Origin of the sequence: Longimicrobium sp., from assembly GCF_048594345.1 — a bacterium.
In the GTDB taxonomy this organism is placed as follows: domain Bacteria; phylum Gemmatimonadota; class Gemmatimonadetes; order Longimicrobiales; family Longimicrobiaceae; genus Longimicrobium.
Map to the genome: position 1 here is coordinate 1 of NZ_JBMDXM010000023.1, position 20,237 is coordinate 20,237.

The following is a 20,237-nucleotide window of genomic DNA, read 5'->3' on the forward strand; positions in this document are numbered from 1 at the left end:
ACGCGCTCCGGGAGGAATGGGACGGATCATCGGGCCGGACGAACGAAGTCGCGGCAATCGGCGGGGGCGGGTTTCGCAAGCGGCGCGCCGAACGGTGCGACGGCTGGCGCTGGGAGCGGCGATGGCGCTGGTTCTGGCGCCGGCTCTCGCGCGCCCGGCGGCGGCGCAGGTGCAGATTCCGCGGCCCACGGGCTACGTAAACGACTTCGCCAACGTCATCCCCGCACAGGACGAGGCCGCCATCCTGGGCGTCATCGACGAGGTGCGGGCAAAGTCGCGCGGCGAGATCGTGGTCGTCACCCTGCCTTCTCTCGAAGGCGAGGTGGCGTCGGACGTGGCGCTGCGCATCGGCCGCGAGTGGCGGGTAGGCGCGGCGGGGCAGGTGGGCGACTCGGCGCGCAACTCGGGCGCCATCATCCTGGTTTCCATGCAGGACCGCAAGTGGCGGGTGGAAACGGGGATCGGCACCAACACCTTCATCACCGCGGCCGAAGCGGGGCGCATTGGCCGCGACCTGATGGTGCCGCGGCTGCAGGCGGGGCAGCCGGGGCAGGCCATCCTGGCGGCGGTGCAGGGAGTGGCGCAGGAGTACGCGGAGGAGTTCAACTTCACTTTGAGCGGCGCACCCCCTCCCCAGCCGCGGTACGAGCCGCAGCAGGAGCGGCGGCGCTCGTCGGGCGGTGGCGGCGGGTTCATCTTTCTGCTGATCCTGATCTTCATCATCTTTTCGATGATGCGGGGCGGGGGAGGCGGGGGCGGGGGACGCAGGCGCCGGGGCGGGTTCGGCGTGCCCATCATCATCCCGTTCCCCATGGGCGGCGGCGGCGGTGGCTGGGGCGGCGGCGGGTTTGGCGGAGGTGGGGGCGGGGGATTCGGCGGGTTTGGGGGTGGCGGAGGATTTGGCGGCGGCGGCGCGGGAGGCGACTGGTGAAACCGAACGGGACGATGGACCCCCGGGAGCGCGCGGAGCGCTTTGCGGGGGAGATGCAGAAGGCGTACGGCGCGGACCTGGCGTCGGTGGTGCTCTACGGCTCCGCCGCGCGCGGCGAGTACCGGCCGGGCGTAAGCGACCTGAACGTGCTGGTGCTGCTGCGCGAGGTGTCGCCGGCGGCGCTGCGGCGCGCGTCCGACGCGGCGCGCGCCTGGGTGGCGGAGGGCAATCCTCCGCCGCTGATGATGTCGGCCGACGAGTGGCGCGGCTCGGCCGACGTGTGGGCCATCGAGCTGGCCGACATGCGCGACGCGCACCTCACGGTGGCCGGCGCGGACCCGTTCGCGGGCATCGACATCCGGCTGGAAGACCTGCGGATGCAGTGCGAGCGCGAGCTCAAGGGCAAGCAGATCCAGCTGCGGGAACGCTACCTGCTCTTCGCGGGCGAGCCGGCGGAGCTGGGCGAGCTGCTGGTGCGCTCGTTCAGCACCTTTCTGGTGCTGTTTCGCACCGCGCTGCGGCTGGGCGGCGAGGACGGCCCGCGCGACGCGGAGAGCGTGGTGCGGCGGCTGGCCGAGCGGGTGGGGTTCGATCCCGCGCCGCTGCTGGAGGTGCACCGCGCGCGCGCCGGCGGCGAAAAGCTGAAGCCGCGGGCGGATGCGCCGGTGGTGGTGGGATACCTGGACGCGGTGAGCCGCGTGGTGGCGTACGTGGACCGGCTGGTGCACGGCGGGGCGGAGCTGCCCCGCGCGTGAGTACTTTCGCAAGATCAACCGACCACCCGAACTTTGTCCTCCGGAGGAGAACGATGCGGGCCTTGAAGACTGTGATCGCCCTGACCTTTGCGCTCTCGCTGAGCGGGTGTGGATACAACCGGATCCAGGCGCTGGACGAGCGGGCCGAGCAGGCGCGCAGCAACGTGGGCGTGGCGCTGCAGAACCGGAACCAGCTCATCCCCAACCTTGTAGCCACGGTCAAGGGCGCCGCCGATTTCGAGCGCGGCACCTACACCGACGTGGCCCGCGCGCGTGCCGGCCAGCTGCCGGCGGCGGAGCAGCAGCTTGCCCAGGCGCGGGGGCAGCTGGACCAGGCGGTGCAGAGCCGCAACGTAAACCAGATGGAGGCGGCCGACGCGGCGGTCACGCGGCAGATCGGCACCTACCTGAACATCGCGGTGGAGGCGTACCCGCAGTTGCGCGCCACGCAGAACTTTACCGCGCTGCAGGACCAGCTGGCGGAGAGCGAGAACAAGATCTCGCGGGCGCGGCAGGACTACAACGAGGCGGTGCAGCAGTACAACACCTACATCCGTTCCTTTCCCCAGGCCATCACCGCCAAGGTGAGCGGCGCGAATCGCAAGGAACCGTACCAGCCCCCCGCGAACGCCGACCAGGCCCCGACCGTGGACTTCGGCAACGCGCAGAAGTAAGCCATAGGCGGGTTGGATACGGATCAGCCGGTGCACGACTTCCGTGCACCGGCTGCTCGCGTTTGGGCCGGATCGTCAGTGATGATTCGGTGCTACGCGCCCGCAGAAATGGAGCCATCTGCTCCGCGAGCCGACCGCCCGCGTGGGCGATCGATCCTTACTGTTTGGCCATCAGGAAAACGGGCGGTGATCTCCAACTCCCCGCCGAGCGCTTCGACAACCTGCCTCAAAGTGCTCAGGTGCATGTCGTCACGGCGTTCGAGGCGTGAGACGTTGCCCTGCTGGATCTTCAGGCGATCCGCAAGCTCTGTCTGGGTCACACGCCGGGCCTTCCGCAATTCGTCCAGATCCATCGAGGCCAACATCGCCTCGGTCTTCCGCTCTGCACGCTCGAGAGTCTCCGGATCGGCGATGCTGCGGATTTCTTTCCAGCTCTTGCGACTCATCAGAGAAAACCCTCGTCTCTCAATTCCTGCAGGTATTCGTCGTACAGGCGGTCCGCGATCGGGACGTGCCGCTCATACCATCGATCATCACCCGTCTTGTCGCCCCCCAGCAGGAGGATTGCGCTCCGGCGGGGATCGAAGGCGTAGAGTACACGGTACGGACGGCCGGCGTGCTGAACCCGCAGTTCACGCATGTGGCCGTGGCGGGATCCCCGGATCGCTGACGAATACGGAAATCGCAAACGTGGACCCCTGGCTTCGAGCAGATCCACTACCGCAACCACGTCCTCTCTCTCGTCTCCGGAAAGATCCGTGAACCAGGTTTCGAACTCACGGGTGCCTTCGACGTCCCACTTCATCATCATAATACCGTCCGGTGAATATGCGGTCAAGCGCATGTCACTGCACGCGGCATAAAGTAAACAGAGTGATGTGGACCTGCGAACACATTTCACGCCGACGCTATCAGTTTAATAATCGAGTTTTCGAAGCAGTTGCTTAGCTAGCGCTATCCCCGCGTGGGAACCCATCCTCATCCGTCTGCCACTGCTGCGACTGAAAAGCGAGGAAGACGGCTACCCACCGCTGCTCGCGCTTCAGGTGCAGGAACAGCGCGCCGTCCTGCCACACGCCGTTGTCGCGAGCGTGGTGGTCGTGGCGCGCGTTGCCCTGGTTCATGTGCACGTCGTGCACGCCGCGGCCCGGCTCGAAGCCGAAGATCTCGTCCGGCTCCGTCGGCTCGGGGCCCCATGATGAGCCGCAGGCGTACACCTCCACCTCGGGATCGTCGCAAGCCCTGCGGATGAGGGCGTCCAGGCGGTCGTTCAGGTCGTTGTTGGTGCCGGGCTTGTCGTGCGAGATGACGCGCATCTGCTCGCGCGTGACCATCCCGCCACGAGGATAGTCCAGGGCCAGCCCGTCCGCCCCGCCACCGCCGTCGTGCCAGCCGTCGTCCAACTCCGCGAGCCGTTGCGTGAGGGGATGCTGAAAATCGTCATCCACCAGGTGCAGCAGGTCCGGCCTGCGGCGGTCGTGCGACTGCACGTTGATGGAGACACGCGCATCCGCCCCCGCCGCGCGCACGCGGATGTGGTAGTGCGGCGCGCGGTTGTCGCGCTCCTGCCGGCACTCCGTGATGCGGCCCTTCAGCACGCCGTAGTTCTCGATGGGCATCAGCGCTCGAATGAGGAGAGATCCGGAGCCATGCATCGCTATCGAAGCTAGCCCCGGCACTGCGCTCAATCCAGCAGACATACGTATTCCGCCGTAGCAGACACGCTTTAGTGCTGATTTCGCGCCTCTTGAGCCAGGTAGCGGGCCCACTTCCCGCCAAGGGCATTTTGGACTGTACGGACGGGAAAGCACGCGGTTAGATTGGATGCCGACCCTTGGAGAGAGGAGCGCATATGGCTACGGTTTTGTTGACCTGGGAAGAGCTGCTCCAGCAGGCGCTGCTGCTTCCGCCCGACGAACAGGAACGGATCGCCCGGGCCCTGTACGAGAACCTGGCGGATCTGGACGACGAGGATGAGGACGAGGATCCGGCCGACGTCGAGGCCGCCTGGGCGGAGGAGATTGGAAGACGGGTGGAGGAGATCCGCAACGGGACGGTGGAGTTGGTTCCGGCAGACGAGTTGATGGCCGAGTTGCGGGCGCGGTACGGATGACGCGCCGGCTCTGGCTTCATCCGGAGGCTTCGCGGGAAATCGCCGCGGCTGTGGATCACGCGGAGCGCGAACTGCCTGGAAGGGGAGTCCGGCTCCGCGAGGAAGTCGACTACGTACTGGACCGGATCGTAGAGGCTCCAGACCAGGCCAGCCCATACCTGCACCGCACGCGGCGGTTCGTCCTCGTGCGGTTCCCTTACAGCACGGTCTTCGTAAGTCGCGAAATCGGGTGCGTTATCGCATTCGCGCATCACAGCAGGCGGCCGGGCTACTGGCGAAAGCGGCTGCGGTCGATCCACTGAAGCAAAAAGGCTCCCGCGCGGGAGCCTTTCGCTTTCTGGTGAGATTCGTCAACGGGCGCCGCCGCCTTCCTCTTCCTCGACGAAGGGGCCCAGGAAGACGATGATGGGGTCGCCCAGCGACCGGGCGGCGCGGTGCAGGCGCGCGGGGGTCAGCTCGTCGAGGTCGGCGAGGCGGGAGCTGGTGGCGCCGGTGAGCAGCGCCTGGCGGGCCAGGGTGCGGGCGCGCGCTTCGGGTGACTCCAGTTCCAGCATCCGCTCGCCCCGGAAGCGGCGCAGGCGGTCGGCGAACTGCGACTCGCCCAGCGCCTCGCCGGCGTACTCGGCGACGGCGGCGGCAAGGCGTTCGGCCCAGTCCTCCACCTCACGCGGCGGTACCACCAGTTCCAGCCGCAGCTCGCCGCCGCCGGCGTGGCGCGTGACCTCGGCGCGCGAGTCGTACACCTGCGGGCGCAGGGGCCCAAACGAGACGCGCTCCACCGCCAGCTCGGCCAGCATCCGCAGCGCCTCCTCGTCCGCATCCTCGCCAAACGGGTAGACGGCGGCCACCCACGCGGTGATGGAGTTGTACTGCTGGCGCACGGGCTTCTCAGCAGGCGCGGGCGCATCCACCTCCGTGCGCCGCACCGGGCCGGGCTCCATGAACGCCCGCAGCGCCTGCGCGGCATCCGCATCCACCGGGCCCACGATGGCGACCACGGCACGGTCCGCGGTGAACCCGGCGCGCAGAAAGGCATCCACCTCGTTCACGCGGATGCGGCCCACGGTGGCGGCGGTGCCCACGGCGGGGCGGCCCCACGGGTGCGACTCGCCAAAGACGGCGGCGTCCACCTGCCGCGCCAGCGCGTCCGCGGGGCTGGCCTCGCGCGCCGCCAGCTCGGCGGCGGTGGCGGTGCGCTGGCGGACGGTGGCCACGCTGTCGACAGGATCGCGGAAGAGCGCGACCAGCAGGGTGCGCGTGGCCTCTTCCCAGGTGTCGGGCGCGGCGATGACGGTGAACGATACCGCGTCCTTGTGCTGCAGGACGGTGAGCTGCGCCGTAAGCGAGTCCAGGACGGGGAGGATGGGCGCGGTCACCGAGCGGGCGGTCAGGTAGGCGATCCCCTCCTTGCCCTCGGCCTCGTCGGCGGGACCCACGGCGATCAGCACCTCCGCGGCCACGACGGGCGTACCCGGCTCCGGGCGCACGACCACGCGGTCCTGCGCGGCGGCGGGGCGCGCGGCCAGCACGGCGAGCGCGGCGGCGGCGATGATCGATCGAATACGCATCGTCATTGGGCGACCAGGCGCTGTGGGGCCACTTCGACGATGGCGGGTTCTTCGGCCAGCAGCAGCGCCAGCACGGCGCGCACGTCGTCCTCCGTCACCTCGGCCACGGCGGCGTAGAAGCGCTGCGCGGAGCCGGCCGCCTCGCCGCGGTCGGAAAAGGCGCCCAGCACGTCGGCCATCCGCTCCGGCGTGCGGGCGAAGAACAGCATCTCGCGGCGTACGCTGGCGGCGGCATCGCGCACCTGACGTTCGTCCAGGTTGTCGCGCAGGCCGGCCAGCGAGCCGTCCACCGTGCGCCGCGCCACGGGCATCAGCGAATCCGCCGTGGCGACGACGAGGGCCAGCGCCTGGCCGTGGTGGGTCCACCAGTGCTCCACGTCCACGGCGGAGCGCGTCATCCGGCGGCGCAGGTGGTTGCGCAGCAGGCGCGTGGTGACGGTGAGCGCCGCCGGATCCGCCTGCGACGCGCTCCATGCCCGGCCAAACCAGCCGCGCGTGGCCTGCGGCGTGTCGACGGCAAAGGCGCGCAGCGTGTCGGCGCGCGGCGCCACGCCCTGGCCCGCCGAGGCGGGGACGTCGCGGAAGGCGCGGCGCACGCCGGCGATCTCCACGTCGCCCACGGCCACGATGGAGACGCGCTCCGGGCGGTACATGGCGGCCCACACCTCGTCCATCCGCGCGGTGTTCAGCCGCGCCATGGCGGCGTCGGTCCCCGCGGGGGGAAGGTCGCCCGGAAAGAGGGTGGCGCGCAGGGCGGCGCGGACGTACTGCGGCGCGATCTCGCGCTCGGCCGTGCGCTCCTGCGTGACGGCGGCGGCGGCGGACAGCATCTCCGCCGTGCCGGCCGCGGGGGCGCGGAGGACGGCGCGCAGCGTTTCGGCCATGTAGTCCAGCTCCCCCGCGGGGCCCACCACGGTGTAGACCACGGCGTCGGAGGTGCGGACGGCCTGCACGCGGCCGCCCACGCGCGCGATGCGCTCTTCCAGTCGCGGCAGGAGCAGGTGCTGCATCAGGTGGCCGGCGCCCGCGTACCCCGGCGGATCGTCCGCCAGCAGCGAAAGGCGCAGCGCGACGATGGGGAGGGCGGGCTGCCGCAGCACCACGATGGCCGGCTCCGCCACGACGGCGGGGTCGGGCGGGGGCGGCAGGGTGTCGGGCGCGGCGAACGCCAGCGCGAAGGCGACTGCTAGATTCAGCATCAGTGCAGATCAACGGAAAGCTCCGCCCGGCGTACCTGCCGGCGCGGAGCCTTAATCTTTCACCATTCTTCGTTTACGGCCAGTGCGCCAGCGGGGCGTATCAGAATATCGCCTGTAAAACCACAAACAGAATTGGGTACAGAGGATCAGAGAAAGGGAGAGAGGAACAGAGACTGAACGTTTGTCCTCTGTTCCTCTGGCTCTTGTCCGTTCCTCTGTACCTACCATCTTTTTCTCTGGAAAACGAGGAAAGACGCGGAGAGATTTCGAGCATCCTCCGCGTCCTTCCATTGTCATGCGTACCGCTCGGCTCAGGGAAGCGCGTCGCCGATCACGAAGTTCAGCGGGTCTACCTGGCGGCCGTTCTGCTCCACCTCGTAGTGCAGGTGCGGGCCGCTGGTAAGGCCGGTGGCGCCCACGTCGGCAATGCGGGTGCCGCGGTCCACCGTCTGGCCACTGCGCACGTGCAGGCGGCTGGCGTGGGCGTAGCGCGTCACGTAGCCGTAGCCGTGGTCGATCTCAACCATGTTGCCGTAGCCGTTGCTCTTGTTGCCCGCGAAAACGACGCGGCCACGGGCGGCGGCAAGGATGGGCTCGCCCACGCGGGCGGCGATGTCGATTCCCTTGTGGGGGCGCGAGATGCGCAGCACCGGGTGATAGCGGGTGCCGCTGAACAGCGAAGAGAGGTGCCCGTTGGCGGGAAGGATGGTGGGCGTCGAGGCCATGCGCTCGCGGTTGCGCTCGATGGTGGTGAGCGCCTCGTCCATGCTGGTGCGCAGCAGGGCGGCGCGGCGAAGGAGCGCGTTCACGTCCTGCCCGGCCGTCTCTACCTTGCGGTTTACGCGGGGGTTGAGCCGCGCCAGCGCCGCCGACGTCCCGTTGCTCCCCGGCCCGCCCACACCCACGCGCCGCACGTCGGGGTCGATTTCCGGAAGTCCCGCCACCACCCGCAACTGCTCATCCTTTTCCGTCAGCGCCGCGATGGACGCGTCCAGCGCCTCCATCTGCTCGCGGATCTGGTCCACTTCGCTGGCCAGCGCGGCGTTCTCGGCGCGCAGCGAGGCGTTCTGGACGTGCTTGGATTGCTTGACGACAAAGGCGATGGCGAAGGTGCCCAGCAGCAGCACGCCCATCAGTACGGCGGAGAGCGCGGCGCGAATGCTCTTTCCCGACACCTGGAACGAGCGAACGCGCTCGTTGTCGTGCGGGACGAGCATGAGCGTCCAGCGGGATTGGGGCATGACTTCTATGTAGTCAGGTGACGGCAATCGCGCGGGCAATGCAGATGCCCGCGCGCCGGGGTCAGCCTTGGCTGGCGATGAAGGCAGCCAAGTTAGGCCGTGTGGATGAGGGTGTCAAGCAAACGCATGAGCCGTAAGCGCATACGCCCTGTCCGCCCTCCACGCCAGATCCCGATTTCTTTGGTGTGCACACCGGATTCGCACCATCCGTTCCGCGTTCTGCCGCCGGACGCAAGTCGTTGATTCGCAGCTGATTGCAACGAACCGCCGCCCAGGCGCCGAGCCCGGGCGGCGGTGCAGGATGCATGATCCCTTGCAGAATCTGCATCCGTAGCAGATGCGCAATAACTGAAACTCTTAATCTGCCCCTCACGCCGCTTCCATGACGGCCGGTGAGGGATCAGCGCTCGTTTGCGACGACGTCGAAGTGGTCGATGTCGGGCGGCAGGGCTATCCGACGGCCTTCCAGATCTTCACGACCTGCTTGCCGATGCTGGCCATTGTCAGCATCCCCGCTGCGCACGCGAACGACCATGTCCCACGAATCCGCACCCACCGCGCCTTCTGCGGACGCTTCGCCGCCAGCGCCTCGGCGTATTCGTCCTGCAGGTCCTGGATGGTCGGCCTGAGGCACTCCTCTACACTCTTTGGAGAGTAGAAGAAGTCGGCGAACCACAGCAGGCCGTAACCGGGAGGGCGCTGGAGGTGGGCGGCACGGGCGCGCTTGGGAGCTTTGGTCTGCGTCTGAACCTTGCGCGGTGGCCCATTCGCCACCCACTCCAGAAAATCCAAGGTCTCCCGCGCCACGCGATGGAATTTGCTCTGGGGGATCTGAGCTTTAGGGAGAAAGTGCTCCACGGCCGGCGCCGCTTGATCGATTGCCTTCCGATCGTGCCGAGGGTGGTTCTCCTGAGCAGTACCACTTCGCTTCACATCCCCCATGCGACCTCCCCGCTGAATGCCCTGCGCGCTGCTTCTTCTGCACGGTAGGCGCGGATGCCCAGCCCGCTGGCCTTGTAGAGCCGCTTCGGCGGGCCGTCGCCTGCCGCGACGTCCTCCTGTCGCGATTCGACGTAGCCCTTGTCGGCCATGCGGCCCAGGAGCACGTACACGGTGCCCCGCTTGAGCGAGGCGGAAGCCTTTACGAGTTCCAGACCATACATCTCGCCCTTGGCGATCAGCAGGCCGAGCACTTCGGCTTCTTTGGCGGAGAGTCGCGGAATGTCCATGGGATCAATGCTACATATTGTAAGACTGGCAGTCAAGCCTGACGAGGCCCGCGCCGGTTGCCACGTCCGACGCGGGCTGCTGATCGTTGTTATCGCTCGTCCGCGACGACGTCGAAGTGGTCGATATCGGGCGGCAGGGCGAGCAGCATCTCCCGGTCTTCGGGATAGTAGCGGGCGCGGTGGATGTCGTCGCCGGCGAAGCCGCGGATGTCAACCATCGAGTCCCAATAGGAGGTGAAGACGAACTCCGCGCGATCCTCCACCATGCGCCGCTGGATCTGCACGCCGCGGTTGCCGGGCGTGGCGCGGGCGTCCGGCAGGCCGGTGCGGCGCAGGTACTCCAGGTACCGCGCCGCATCCTCCGCGCGCGTCTGGCCGCGCCACACGCGGGCGATCATGCTTCGCGCTCCCGCAGGCGGCGCGTGGCCGCGTCGCGTACGGTCGTGTCCGCGTCCGCATCCGCGGTCGGCTCCCCGTGCGAGCCGCGGACGATCAGCACCACGGCCAGCACGATGGCGGCGCCGGCGATCAGCATCCGCGCGGTCAACTGCTCGCCGGCCAACGCCCAGCCCAGGATCACCGCGACGAACGGATTGATGTACACGTAGCTGGCGGCGCGGCTGGGCCCCTCCGTCTCCACGAGCCAGGTGAAGGCGCTGAACGCGACCACGGAGCCGAACACGATCAGGTACAGCAGCGAGCCGACGGCCAGCGGTGTGAAGTCCGCCGCCCGCACGCGCGCCGTCTCGCCCATGGCGGCGGAGGCGATCATCAGCATCACGCCGCCGGCCAGCAGCGGCATCCCCGCGGCGTACGCGCCGGAATCGGGGCGCCGCTCGCCCTGAAAGTAGATGGATCCCACCCCCCAGGCCCCGGCCGCGATCAGCAGCACCACCAGGCCGACGACGTCCAGCCCGCCCTCTGCGCCGCCGCCCAGCGAGAGCACCCCCACGCCGCCCAGACCGATCATCACCCCCAGGATGGCCTGGCGTGGCGGCGCCTTGCCGCCCGGCAACGCCCAGGTGAGCAGCACGATCCAGAAGTGCTCGGTCGCGATCATCAGCGCCGCGATCCCGCTGGCCACGCGCTGCTCTGCCCAGAACAGTCCGCCGTGGCCGATCAGAAAGAACATCGCGCCCGCGATCGCGGCGGCCCGCCACTGCGCGCGTGTGGGCGCCGGGTGCCCGCGCATGCGCGCCCACGCCACCAGGATGAGCCCCGCCGCCAGCGAACGCAGCGCCACCAGCAGAAACGGCGGCACCGTCTTTACGCCCCAGGCGATGGCGATGTACGTGGAGCCCCAGATGAGCCAGGTGGATGCGTACGCGCCCAGCCGCAGCGCCCGCGTCCGGCTCACCGGGCCACCTCCCGCGCCCCCCGCGCGGCATCCATTCTGAGAGTGAACTCGGTCGATTCGCCCCGGTGCATCATCATCCTCCCCACGTCCCGAGTTGCACCATCAAAACCGCTTTTGATGGTTAGGTGGATGATAAGGATGGACAACTAACCTGTCAACCGCAAGCTTATAGGTTAGATCACCCGTGCCCTGGATTCATGATGATCGCCGAAAATCCGCTCGCGGGACTGAACGTGATCGGCGGACGCCTGAGCCTGGAGTTCGTAAACACGGTCGATACGCACGATACGCTGCTCGATGACAAGCTGACCGGCTACGCCAACCTGGTGTGGTGGGCGCTGCACATCGGCGTGATGGACGAGGCTGCCGCGCGTCCGCTCTTTGCGCGCGCGGAAGCCGACCCCGCAACGGCGGAGGAGGTGCTTGCGCGCGCCGTGGAGCTGCGCGAGGCGGTGTATCGCCTGTTTGTCGCCGGACGCGCCGGGGAATCTGCGGACGAGGCGGACCTGGCGGTGCTCAACCGCGAGCTTTCGCGCGCGCTGGGGTGGCTGCGCGTGCGTGCGGAGGACGGTGGGCTAGCGTGGGGATGGGAGGACGGAGACGAGCTGGACCGGATTCTGTGGCCGGTGGTGCGGGATGCGGCGGAACTGCTGGTGTCGTACGATCTGAGCCGCGTCGGCAAGTGCCAAGGGGAGAACTGCGATTGGCTCTATCTGGACACCAGCCGCAACCGCAGCCGCCGCTGGTGCGACATGCAGTCCTGCGGCAACCGCGCCAAGGCCCGCCGCCACTATCGCCGCGCGAAGGGTGGGGCGGGGTAGGGGACGCGGGGGTGGGGCCGGGTGCGTGGTGCCCCGGGTGCGTCGCCTGGGCACCCCCCCCCCGGGCCACCAGTCGTGCGACGGTTATACCCTCTCCCGCTTGCGGGAGAGGGTGCGAGCCTAAGCGAGCGGGTGAGGGCCCCCGCGGGCTCATCACGCCCGAAACCGAGCCCATTCCACCCCCAGCTTGCGCATGCGGGCGCGGAGGGTGTGCGGGTTGATGCCGAGCAGCGCCGCGGCGCCGCCGGGGCCCTCGATGCGGCCATGCGTGGCGCCCAGCGCGCGGCGGATGTGCTCCGCCATCGCCGCGTCCAGCGTGGCAATGCCGGATGCGGGGGCGCTGGAAGCCGCCGGACCTGAGGCCACGATGGGAGCCGGCGAGGCACCGGGGAGGGTAGCCATCTCGATGCGGTTGCCGCCGCCCAGCGCCGCCGCCAGCTCCATCCGGTGCCCGCCGCCCAGGATCACCGCGCGCTCGATCACCGCCGCCAGCTCGCGCACGTTGCCCGGCCAGGGGTAGGCCAGCAGCTGCTCCATCTCCTCCGGCCCCGGCACCAGCGGCGCGCCGCCCAGCCGCTGCCCCGCGCGCCAGGCAAAGTGCGCCGCCAGCGCGGGAATGTCGCCCGGGCGCTCGCGCAGGGGCGGCAGGTGGATGGGAAACACGCTGATGCGGTACCACAGGTCCTCGCGAAAGGCGCGGGCCTGCACCATGGTGTGCAGGTCGCGGTGCGTGGCCGCCACAATGCGCACGTCCACCGTGTGCGTGCGGCGCCCGCCCACCCGCTCAAAGGTGCCGTCCTGCAGCACCCGCAGCAGCCGCACCTGCGCGTCCAGCGGCAGCTCGCCGATCTCGTCCAGGAACAGCGTTCCCCCGTCCGCCCGCTCAAACCACCCCGCGCGGTCGTTCACCGCGCCGGTAAAGCTGCCGCGCTCGTGCCCGAACAGCTCTGAGTCGATCAGGCCGGGAGGGATGGCGCCGCAGTTCACCCGCACCACCGGGCCGCTGGGGCGGGCGCTGCGGCGGTGGATCTCGCGGGCGATCACCTCCTTGCCCGTCCCCGTTTCCCCCAGCAGCAGCACGGGCACGTCCGTCCCCGACACCTGCGTGACCCGGTCCAGCACCGTGCGCAGCCCGCCCTGCGCGCCCACGATGGCGTCCGCGATCTCCTGACGCCCCAGCCGCGAAAGCAGCGCCTGGTTGTCCGCCTCCAGCGCCTCGCGCAGGCGCACCAGCTCGTGCACCTGCAGGTCGTTGCGCAGCGCGGAGGCAAAGGGCTCCAGCAGCTGCGCGAACACGCCCTCGTGCGAGGCGCGAAAGGCGCCGCCGGTGGCCGCCAGCACGCCGATCATCCGCTCCCCGTCCAGCAGCGGCCCCGCCAGCGCCGCGCCCCGCCCGCCGCCCGGCACCACCGTCCCCAGCAGCCCCTCCAGCGCGCCGCGCAGCACCGCGCCGCCGCGCCCCCACGCCAGCAGCGCCTCCAGCTGCGCGGCGGAAAGCTCCGTCCGCGAGATGGCTGGCGCGGGTGCGTCCGTGTGGCAGGTGCCCACGGCCACTGTCTCCAGCCGTAGCCGGGTGGGATCCAGCCGCCGCACCAGCAGCGCATCCGCCGGCAGCTCCTTCCCCATCCGCTCCGCCAGCCGCTCCGTCGTCTCATCGATCGTCGCGTGCCGGCCGGCTTCTCTCCACGCATCCAGGAGCAGCATCTACTCACCTTGATATTTCACGGATCGATCCACGCATCCGTGGAATATGATGGCAATTTCCGTGATATACAACGGCTGCAGTGATCGTCCAATCAGCCGGACTGTGCCAACCTCCCTTCCCGCAACGGGTTGGAGATGGATGCGGAACACGGCACGGCCGGTGCTTTGGCCGGCGTCCGAGGGCTCAATGCGCCCTGCCCGAATTTTCCGCTCATCAGCCGACCAGTCCATGCCACGTCCGTTCGCACTCCACGTCCCCGGGGCCGTGCTTGCCCTTTGCCTTTCGCTGCCGCTCGCCGCGCAGGGGACCGCGCCCGCCGCCGCGGCCGCGCGTGATTCGGCGCCCGCACCCGCGGCCGCCCCGCGCCCCGCGACGCCCCCGGCCACGGTGACGGCCGGCGCGGACGGCTTCGGCATCCGCTCGGCGGACGGAGCGTTCTCCGTACGGCTGCGGGGCGGCGTGCAGTACGACGGCCGCTTCTTCGCCGAAGACACGGAGGAGGCCGCCATCAACACCTTCGCGGTGCGGCGCGCCCGCGCCGACCTGCTGGGCACGCTGTACTCGCAGTACGACTTCCGGCTGTACATGGACTTCGCCAACAGCCAGGTGGAACTGCTGGACGCGTACCTGAACGCGCGCTTTTCGCCGGCGGTGCAGGTGCGCGCGGGCAAGTTCAAGGTGCCCATGGGGCTGGAGCGGCTGCAGACGCCGTGGGTGGTGCTGTTTCCCGAGCGCGGCTTTCCCACTGCGCTGGTGCCCAACCGCGACGTAGGCATTCAGCTGCACGGCGTGCTGGGCGGCGGGCTGCTGGAGTACGCCGCGGGCGTGTTCAACGGCACGCAGGACGGCGGCAACCAGGACGTGGACGCCTCCGACAGCAAGGACGTGGTGGGCCGGGTCTTCGTGCAGCCGTTCGTAAAGAGCGCGGGGCCGCTGCGCGGGCTGGGGCTGGGCGTGGCGGCCAGCACGGGGACGCAGTCCGGTACCCTGGCCACGCCGCTGCTGCCGACGTTCCGCACCTCCGGCCGCGAGGTCTTTGGCCGCTACCGCACCGACGGCACCGCGCCCAACACCGCCCTGGCCGACGGCCGCCGCACCCGCATCGCGCCGCAGGGCTACTGGTACGCGGGCCCCGTGGGCGTCCTGGGCGAGTACACGGTCAGCCGCCAGCGCATCCGCCGCGCGGACGACGCCGAGGAGCTGGAAAACACCGCCTGGCAGGTGGAAGCAGCCTTTGCGCTCACCGGCGAGGCCGAGTCGTTCCGCGGCATTGCCCCCGCGGTGCCGGCGGACCCGGCGCGCGGCCAGTGGGGCGCGGTGGAGCTGGTGGCCCGCGCGCACGCCCTGGAGCTGGACGAGGATGCCTTTCCCCTGTACGCCGACCCCACGCGCTCCATGCAGGCGGCGCTGGCGTACGGCGCCGGGGTGAACTGGTACCTGAACCGCAACGTGCGCGTGCTGCTGGCCTACGAGCGCACTGACTTCGACGCGGCCAGCGGCACCGCGGAGCGCCCGGCGGAGAACTCCGTCATCGGCCGCGTGCAGTTCGCCTTCTGAACCACGACGCATCCACATCCATCCACCCGGATTTCGAAGGATTCTGATGAACACGCGAACCGCGCTTCCCGCCGCGCTCCTGCTGACCGCCGCGCTGCTGCTGACCGCCGTGGGCGGCTGCGGCCCGGCCGACGCGGCCGACGCATCCGACAAGGCACCCGCCAAATCTGGCGCCGTGCGCACCCTTACGCTGGCCGCCTACACCACCCCGCGCGAGGTGTACGGCCGCGAAATCATCCCCGCCTTTCAGAAGATGTGGAAGGAAAAGACGGGGCAGGCGGTGCGCTTCGAGGAGTCGTACCTGGGGAGCGGCGCGCAGGCCCGCGCCATCGTGGGCGGCTTTGAGGCCGACGTGGCGGCGCTCTCGCTGGAGCCCGATCTGCAGAAGCTGGTAGAGGCAGGGCTGGTGAAGCCGGAGTGGAACCGCGGCACGTACGGCGGCATGGTGTCGCGCTCCATCGTGGTGCTGGGCGTGCGGCCGGGGAACCCCAAGGGCATCCGCGACTGGGACGACCTGCGCAAGCCGGGGGTGAACATCCTCACCCCCAGCCCCAAGACCAGCGGCGGCGCCATGTGGAACGTGGCCGCGCTGCACGGCGCCGTGGCCCGCGGGCACGCCGGCGGCGGCGCGCAGCCGGAGGCGGTGCTGGGCGAGGTGCTGCGCAACGTGAGCATCATGGACAAGGGCGCGCGCGAGTCCATGCTCACCTTCGAGAGCGGCGTGGGCGACGTGGCCATCACCTACGAGAACGAGACGCTGGTGGCCAGGCAGGCCGGCAAGCCGATGGACTACGTGATCCCGCGCTCCACCATCCTGATCGAAAACCCGGTGGCGGTGGTGGACACCTACGCCGACAAGCACGGCAACCGCGACGTGGCCGAGGCGTTCGTCGCCTTTCTCACCACGCCGGAAGTGCAGCGGATGTACGCCCGCTACGGCCTGCGCGCGGTGGACGAAAAGGTGGCGGCGGAGACGGCGGCGCAGTATCCCGCCGTGCAGGACCTGTTCACCATCCGCGACTTGGGCGGCTGGCCCGCGCTCACCTCTTCGCTCTTTGCCGCCGGCGGCTCGTTCGACCGGGCCCAGGCCAGCGCGGGGGCCGCGGCACGATGAGCGCATCCGCTCCCGCCGTCCGCCCCGGCGCCGCCGGGGTGGCGGTGCGCGCGGCGTTCGCGCTGTACCTTGCCATCCTGGTGGGGATTCCGCTGGCCGCGGTGGTGCACCGCGGCACGGCGAACGGGGCGGGCGCCGTGTGGGATGCGGTGTCCGCCCCCGCGGCCGCCGACGCCCTGATACGAACCCTGTGGACCGCGGCGCTGGTGGCCGCGGTCAACGCCGTCATGGGCACCGCCACCGCCTGGGTGCTGGTGCGCATGCGCTTTCCCGGCCGCTCCCTCCTTTCCGCCCTCGTCGACCTTCCCTTCGCCATCCCCACGCTGGTCGCCGGCGTAATGCTGGTGCTCCTCTTCGGCCCGCAGGAGCCGCTGGGGGGATGGATGCAGAGCAACGGATTCCCCATCGCGTTTGCTTCGCCGGGGATCGTCCTGGCGCTGGCGTTCGTTACCCTGCCCTTCGTGGTCCGCGCGGTGGAGCCGGTGCTGGTGGAGCTTGATCCGGCGGAGGAAGAGGCGGCGGAGACGCTGGGAGCCAGCCCGTGGACGGTCTTTCGCCGCGTCACCTTTCCCGCGCTGCGCCCGGCGATCGCGTACGGGACCGTGCAGTCGTTCGCGCGCGGGCTGGCGGAGTTCGGCTCCATCATCGTCATCTCCGGCAACATCCCGTTCCGCACGCTGACGGCGCCCGTCCTCGTGTTCTCCGAGGTGGAGGGGGGGCGGCCGGACGTGGCGGCGTCCGTCTCCGTGGTCCTGCTGGCGCTGGCGATCCTGATGGCGCTGGCCGCGCGCGGGCTGCGGCGGGAGGCAGGCTCCCATGTCTGAGCAAACGATGCAGGCGCTGGACGCCGTCCACGCGCCGCGTCCCCCCGCGCCGCAGCCCGGTTCGGTGCGGGAGCGGACGGCGCTGGCCGCCGCCGCCCGCCGCCGCCGTTCCATCCCCTGGGGTCGCGGCCTGCTGATCGCCGCCGTCCTGGCGTACCTCGCCATCGTCCTGATCCTCCCGCTCGCCGCGCTGGTGACCCGCGCGCTGGCGGAGGGGCCGGCCGACCTGGCCCGGGCGCTTACGTCGCCGGGCGCGCTGGCGGGGCTGTGGCACTCGGTGATCGTGGTGGCGCTGGCGCTGCTGTTCAACGGCACGCTGGGGGTGGCCGGTGCCATCGTCCTGGTGCGCCACCGCTTCTGGGGCAGGCGGGTGCTGGACCTGCTGGTGGACCTGCCGCTGGCCGTCTCGCCGGTGATGGTGGGGCTCGCCTTTCTGCTCGTTTTCGGGCGGGGCGGATGGCTGCGGCCGGCGACGGACGCGCTGGGGATGCAGGTGGCGTTCGCGTTTACCGGCGTGGTGCTGGTGACGCTGTTCGTCACCCTGCCGTACACCATCCGCGAGGTGGGCTACGTGCTGGCGGAGCTGGGAACGGCGGAGGAAGAGGTGGCGGCCACGCTGGGCGCCACGCCCTGGCAGACCTTTCGGCGGGTGACGCTGCCCAACGTGCGCAACGCTCTGGGCGCGGGATTGACGCTGACGGCCGCGCGCGCCCTGGGCGAGTTTGGCGCGGCGGTGGTGGTGGGCGGCGCCATCAGCGGGCGCACGCAGACGGCGACCACGTACATCTACGGCGAGATGGAGGCCCGCAACACGGCGGGCGCCTACGGCATGGCACTGCTGCTGGCGATCGTCAGCACGGTGCTGCTGCTGGTGCTGCGCCGGGCGGAAAGCAAAAGGAAACGATGAGCATCCGGGTTGAAGGAGTCAGCCGCACCTTCGGCGGGCTTAAGGCGGTGGACGACGTGAGCTTTACGGTGAACCCCGGCGAGCTGGTGGCGCTGCTGGGCCCGTCGGGCGGGGGAAAGAGCACGCTGCTGCGCATCATCGCCGGGCTGGAAACGGCGGACGCGGGCTCCGTGTTCCTGGACGGCGAAGAGGTGGGACACCTGCACGCGCGGACGCGCCGCGTGGGTTTCGTCTTTCAGCACTACGCGCTCTTCCGGCACATGTCGGTGGCGCAGAACGTGGCCTTTGGGCTGGACGTGCGCGCGGTGAAGCCGGCGGAGCGCGACGCCCGCGTCAACGAGCTGCTGGAGCTGATGGGGCTGGGCGGGCTGGGGCACCGCCGCCCGGACGAGCTGTCCGGCGGGCAGCGGCAGCGGGTGGCGCTGGCCCGCGCGCTGGCCCCGCGGCCGCGCCTGCTGATGCTGGACGAGCCGTTCGCGGCGATCGACGCCCGCGTGCGCGAAGAGCTGCGGCAGTGGCTGCGCGCCCTGCACGACGAGGTGCACGTCACCTCGCTCTTCGTTACGCACGACCAGCAGGAGGCGTTCGCGCTGGCGGACCGGGTGCTGGTGATCAACAAGGGCCGGCTGGAGCAGGCCGGCACCCCCGCGGAGATCCTGGATACGCCCGCCACGGAGTTCATCGCCCGCTTCGTGGGCGACGTGAACGTGCTGGACGCCTCCGCGCGCGGCGGGCAGGCGCAGGCGGGGGCCCTGCGCGTGGCCGTCCCCGACGTGGAAGACGGCCAGGTGCGGCTGGTGATCCGCGCCTACGACCTGCGATTTCGCCGCTCCGGAGACGGGCCGGCGCAGGTGCGGCGGGTCGTTCACCTGGGCGACAAGGTCAAGGTGGAGGCGCAGATCGACGGCGGCGGCCTGCTGTGCGCGCAGCTCTCCCGCTACGACGACGCGCTGCGCGAGCTGGAGCCCGGCGCGCGGGTAGAGGTAGACGTAGCGCACGTGCGGAGTTATCCATTGAGCCCCGCATGAGCCGTCGATGACCCTGTCCGCCTCTGTCGTGATGGAGAACGCCCGATGAGCAGCACCCTGGCCGCCGCGCCGCCCCTGCTGAACCTGGAGTCGCCGCTGCGCGCCCTGGCCGAGCCCGTCACGCCCACGGACGACTTCTATCAGCGCACCAACTTCCTGGTCCCGGAAATCGACGCCGCCGCCTGGTCGTTGTCCATCGGCGGAGCCGTACGGAATCCCTTCACGCTGGATCTGGACGAGCTGCGGGCGCTCCCCTGGCACACCGTGACGATGACGATGGAGTGCGCCGGCAACGCGCGCAGCTTTGTGCGGCCGCTGCCGCCCGGGCAGCCGTGGAACCTGGGCGCGGTGAGCACGGGCACGTTTACGGGCGTTCGCCTGCGCGACGTCCTGCAGCGGGCGGGGGTGGATGCGGGCGCGGTGGAGGTGATGTTCGCGGGCGCCGACGCGGGCGAGGTGAGCCCCGAACGCACCGTCCGCTTTGAGCGCAGCCTGCCGCTGGAGCAGGCGATGCACCCCGACGTGCTGCTTGCGTGGGAGATGAACGGCGAGCCGCTGCGCCCGCCGCACGGCTATCCGCTGCGGCTGGTGGTGCCCGGGTGGTACGGGGTGGCGTCGGTGAAGTGGCTCACGGAGATCCGGGTGATCGAGACGCCGCTGGACGCCCACTTTCAGACGGAGCGCTACGTCTACGTGGGAGACCCGGTTGTCGCGGACGGCACGCCGGCCACGGCCATGCGGGTGCGCGCGCTGATCGTGCAGCCGGAGGAAGGCGAGCGGCTGGCGGCCGGCGCGGCCACCACCGTGCGCGGTACCGCCTGGTCGGGCGAGGCGCCCGTCGCGCGCGTCGAGGTGAGCGTGGACGGCGGCTCCACCTGGCTCGACGCCGACCTGGGCACCGCGTCCTCCCCCTACGCCGCCGCCCCATGGTCGATCGAGTGGACGCCGGCGGACGCAGGCACACACGTCCTCCTCGCCCGCGCCACGGACGCCGCCGGCAACGTCCAGCCGATGGAGCCCGTCTGGAACGAGCTGGGCTACGGCAACAACGCCGTCCACCGCCTGGAGGTCGAAGTCGGCTGATCGCGAGCCGGATCCTCGATCCTGATCAACGCGAAAGCCCCTCGGCACCATCCCGGTGCTGAGGGGCTTTCAAGCAGGGCCCGAGTCTACCCGCTGCTGCGTAGAACAGCCCTGCGTTTAGATGATAAAAA

The 20,237-nt window shown here is 70.2% G+C and carries 22 protein-coding genes; 11 read left to right on the forward strand and 11 right to left on the reverse strand.

The annotated features are described in order from the left end of the window. The first annotated feature begins 121 nt into the window (after positions 1 to 121). From ACOJUJ_RS02345 to ACOJUJ_RS02355, 3 genes are read left to right on the forward strand one after another with little or no spacing between them, the layout of a single operon-like run. Positions 122 to 931, forward strand: a complete 810-nt coding sequence (locus tag ACOJUJ_RS02345) for a TPM domain-containing protein (protein ID WP_420125236.1) — start codon at positions 122 to 124, stop codon at positions 929 to 931. A 14-nt stretch (positions 932 to 945) separates the two neighbouring features. Continuing rightward, on the forward strand, positions 946 to 1,686 hold the full coding sequence (locus ACOJUJ_RS02350; RefSeq protein ID WP_420125237.1) for a nucleotidyltransferase domain-containing protein: 741 nt from the start codon (positions 946 to 948) through the stop codon (positions 1,684 to 1,686). Positions 1,687 to 1,739: 53 nt separating this feature from the next. Beyond that, entirely contained in the window at positions 1,740 to 2,360 is a 621-nt protein-coding gene (locus ACOJUJ_RS02355; RefSeq protein WP_420125238.1) for a LemA family protein, read from the forward strand. Between the two features lie 92 nt (positions 2,361 to 2,452). Here ACOJUJ_RS02355 and ACOJUJ_RS02360 read toward each other — a convergent pair whose 3' ends face one another. The 3 genes from ACOJUJ_RS02360 to ACOJUJ_RS02370 all read right to left on the reverse strand — a co-directional run bounded on the left by ACOJUJ_RS02360 (position 2,453) and on the right by ACOJUJ_RS02370 (position 3,979). Then, the gene (locus ACOJUJ_RS02360; protein WP_420125239.1) at positions 2,453 to 2,806 is read right to left on the reverse strand and encodes an XRE family transcriptional regulator; all 354 of its coding nucleotides are present in this window, start codon (positions 2,804 to 2,806) and stop codon (positions 2,453 to 2,455) included. Next, positions 2,806 to 3,165, reverse strand: a complete 360-nt coding sequence (locus ACOJUJ_RS02365) for a type II toxin-antitoxin system RelE/ParE family toxin (RefSeq protein WP_420125261.1) — start codon at positions 3,163 to 3,165, stop codon at positions 2,806 to 2,808. Before ACOJUJ_RS02365 ends, ACOJUJ_RS02360 begins: the two co-directional genes overlap by 1 nt. A 139-nt stretch (positions 3,166 to 3,304) precedes the next feature. Continuing rightward, entirely contained in the window at positions 3,305 to 3,979 is a 675-nt protein-coding gene (locus tag ACOJUJ_RS02370) for a DUF2278 family protein (protein ID WP_420125240.1), read from the reverse strand. 233 nt (positions 3,980 to 4,212) lie between these two features. Between ACOJUJ_RS02370 and ACOJUJ_RS02375 the strand changes: the two genes are divergently transcribed. Continuing rightward, positions 4,213 to 4,473: an addiction module protein gene (locus ACOJUJ_RS02375; protein ID WP_420125241.1), complete on the forward strand. Its 261-nt coding sequence runs from the start codon at positions 4,213 to 4,215 to the stop codon at positions 4,471 to 4,473. A 350-nt stretch (positions 4,474 to 4,823) separates the two neighbouring features. Here the strand turns inward: ACOJUJ_RS02375 and ACOJUJ_RS02380 are convergent, their stop codons facing one another. The 7 genes from ACOJUJ_RS02380 to ACOJUJ_RS02410 all read right to left on the reverse strand — a co-directional run bounded on the left by ACOJUJ_RS02380 (position 4,824) and on the right by ACOJUJ_RS02410 (position 11,067). After that, positions 4,824 to 6,041 carry a M16 family metallopeptidase gene (locus tag ACOJUJ_RS02380; protein ID WP_420125242.1) on the reverse strand — a complete coding sequence of 406 codons (1,218 nt, stop codon included), beginning with the start codon at positions 6,039 to 6,041 and terminating at the stop codon, positions 4,824 to 4,826. 2 nt (positions 6,042 to 6,043) lie between these two features. Continuing rightward, positions 6,044 to 7,240 carry a M16 family metallopeptidase gene (locus ACOJUJ_RS02385; protein ID WP_420125243.1) on the reverse strand — a complete coding sequence of 399 codons (1,197 nt, stop codon included), beginning with the start codon at positions 7,238 to 7,240 and terminating at the stop codon, positions 6,044 to 6,046. Between the two features lie 311 nt (positions 7,241 to 7,551). Continuing rightward, positions 7,552 to 8,481: a peptidoglycan DD-metalloendopeptidase family protein gene (locus ACOJUJ_RS02390; protein ID WP_420125244.1), complete on the reverse strand. Its 930-nt coding sequence runs from the start codon at positions 8,479 to 8,481 to the stop codon at positions 7,552 to 7,554. 450 nt (positions 8,482 to 8,931) lie between these two features. Then, positions 8,932 to 9,339 carry a hypothetical protein gene (locus ACOJUJ_RS02395; protein WP_420125245.1) on the reverse strand — a complete coding sequence of 136 codons (408 nt, stop codon included), beginning with the start codon at positions 9,337 to 9,339 and terminating at the stop codon, positions 8,932 to 8,934. A gap of 71 nt (positions 9,340 to 9,410) precedes the next feature. Continuing rightward, positions 9,411 to 9,710 carry a PadR family transcriptional regulator gene (locus ACOJUJ_RS02400; RefSeq protein WP_420125246.1) on the reverse strand — a complete coding sequence of 100 codons (300 nt, stop codon included), beginning with the start codon at positions 9,708 to 9,710 and terminating at the stop codon, positions 9,411 to 9,413. 89 nt (positions 9,711 to 9,799) lie between these two features. Next, positions 9,800 to 10,108 carry an antibiotic biosynthesis monooxygenase family protein gene (locus tag ACOJUJ_RS02405; protein ID WP_420125247.1) on the reverse strand — a complete coding sequence of 103 codons (309 nt, stop codon included), beginning with the start codon at positions 10,106 to 10,108 and terminating at the stop codon, positions 9,800 to 9,802. Beyond that, the gene (locus ACOJUJ_RS02410) at positions 10,105 to 11,067 is read right to left on the reverse strand and encodes an EamA family transporter (protein ID WP_420125248.1); all 963 of its coding nucleotides are present in this window, start codon (positions 11,065 to 11,067) and stop codon (positions 10,105 to 10,107) included. Before ACOJUJ_RS02410 ends, ACOJUJ_RS02405 begins: the two co-directional genes overlap by 4 nt. Before the next feature lie 200 nt (positions 11,068 to 11,267). Between ACOJUJ_RS02410 and ACOJUJ_RS02415 the strand changes: the two genes are divergently transcribed. Continuing rightward, positions 11,268 to 11,888, forward strand: a complete 621-nt coding sequence (locus tag ACOJUJ_RS02415; RefSeq protein ID WP_420125249.1) for a CGNR zinc finger domain-containing protein — start codon at positions 11,268 to 11,270, stop codon at positions 11,886 to 11,888. 153 nt (positions 11,889 to 12,041) lie between these two features. Here the strand turns inward: ACOJUJ_RS02415 and ACOJUJ_RS02420 are convergent, their stop codons facing one another. Continuing rightward, positions 12,042 to 13,592, reverse strand: coding sequence for a sigma-54 interaction domain-containing protein (locus ACOJUJ_RS02420; protein WP_420125250.1), 1,551 nt, complete (start codon positions 13,590 to 13,592; stop codon positions 12,042 to 12,044). A gap of 229 nt (positions 13,593 to 13,821) precedes the next feature. Here ACOJUJ_RS02420 and ACOJUJ_RS02425 point away from each other — a divergent pair, with 229 nt between their 5' ends. The 6 genes from ACOJUJ_RS02425 to ACOJUJ_RS02450 are packed head-to-tail and all read left to right on the forward strand — an operon-like array spanning position 13,822 to position 20,106. Then, positions 13,822 to 15,150, forward strand: a complete 1,329-nt coding sequence (locus ACOJUJ_RS02425; protein ID WP_420125251.1) for an OprO/OprP family phosphate-selective porin — start codon at positions 13,822 to 13,824, stop codon at positions 15,148 to 15,150. Between the two features lie 46 nt (positions 15,151 to 15,196). Next, a complete protein-coding gene (locus tag ACOJUJ_RS02430; protein WP_420125252.1) occupies positions 15,197 to 16,264 on the forward strand; it encodes a sulfate ABC transporter substrate-binding protein in 1,068 nt (355 codons plus the stop codon). Further along, positions 16,261 to 17,088, forward strand: a complete 828-nt coding sequence (locus ACOJUJ_RS02435) for an ABC transporter permease (RefSeq protein WP_420125253.1) — start codon at positions 16,261 to 16,263, stop codon at positions 17,086 to 17,088. The genes ACOJUJ_RS02430 and ACOJUJ_RS02435 overlap by 4 nt, the downstream gene beginning before the upstream one ends. Then, positions 17,081 to 17,995 carry a sulfate ABC transporter permease subunit gene (locus ACOJUJ_RS02440; RefSeq protein ID WP_420125254.1) on the forward strand — a complete coding sequence of 305 codons (915 nt, stop codon included), beginning with the start codon at positions 17,081 to 17,083 and terminating at the stop codon, positions 17,993 to 17,995. Before ACOJUJ_RS02435 ends, ACOJUJ_RS02440 begins: the two co-directional genes overlap by 8 nt. Beyond that, positions 17,992 to 19,023, forward strand: a complete 1,032-nt coding sequence (locus ACOJUJ_RS02445) for a sulfate/molybdate ABC transporter ATP-binding protein (RefSeq protein ID WP_420125255.1) — start codon at positions 17,992 to 17,994, stop codon at positions 19,021 to 19,023. Before ACOJUJ_RS02440 ends, ACOJUJ_RS02445 begins: the two co-directional genes overlap by 4 nt. A gap of 45 nt (positions 19,024 to 19,068) precedes the next feature. Beyond that, positions 19,069 to 20,106: a sulfite oxidase gene (locus ACOJUJ_RS02450; RefSeq protein ID WP_420125256.1), complete on the forward strand. Its 1,038-nt coding sequence runs from the start codon at positions 19,069 to 19,071 to the stop codon at positions 20,104 to 20,106. The last annotated feature ends 131 nt before the right edge of the window (positions 20,107 to 20,237 follow it).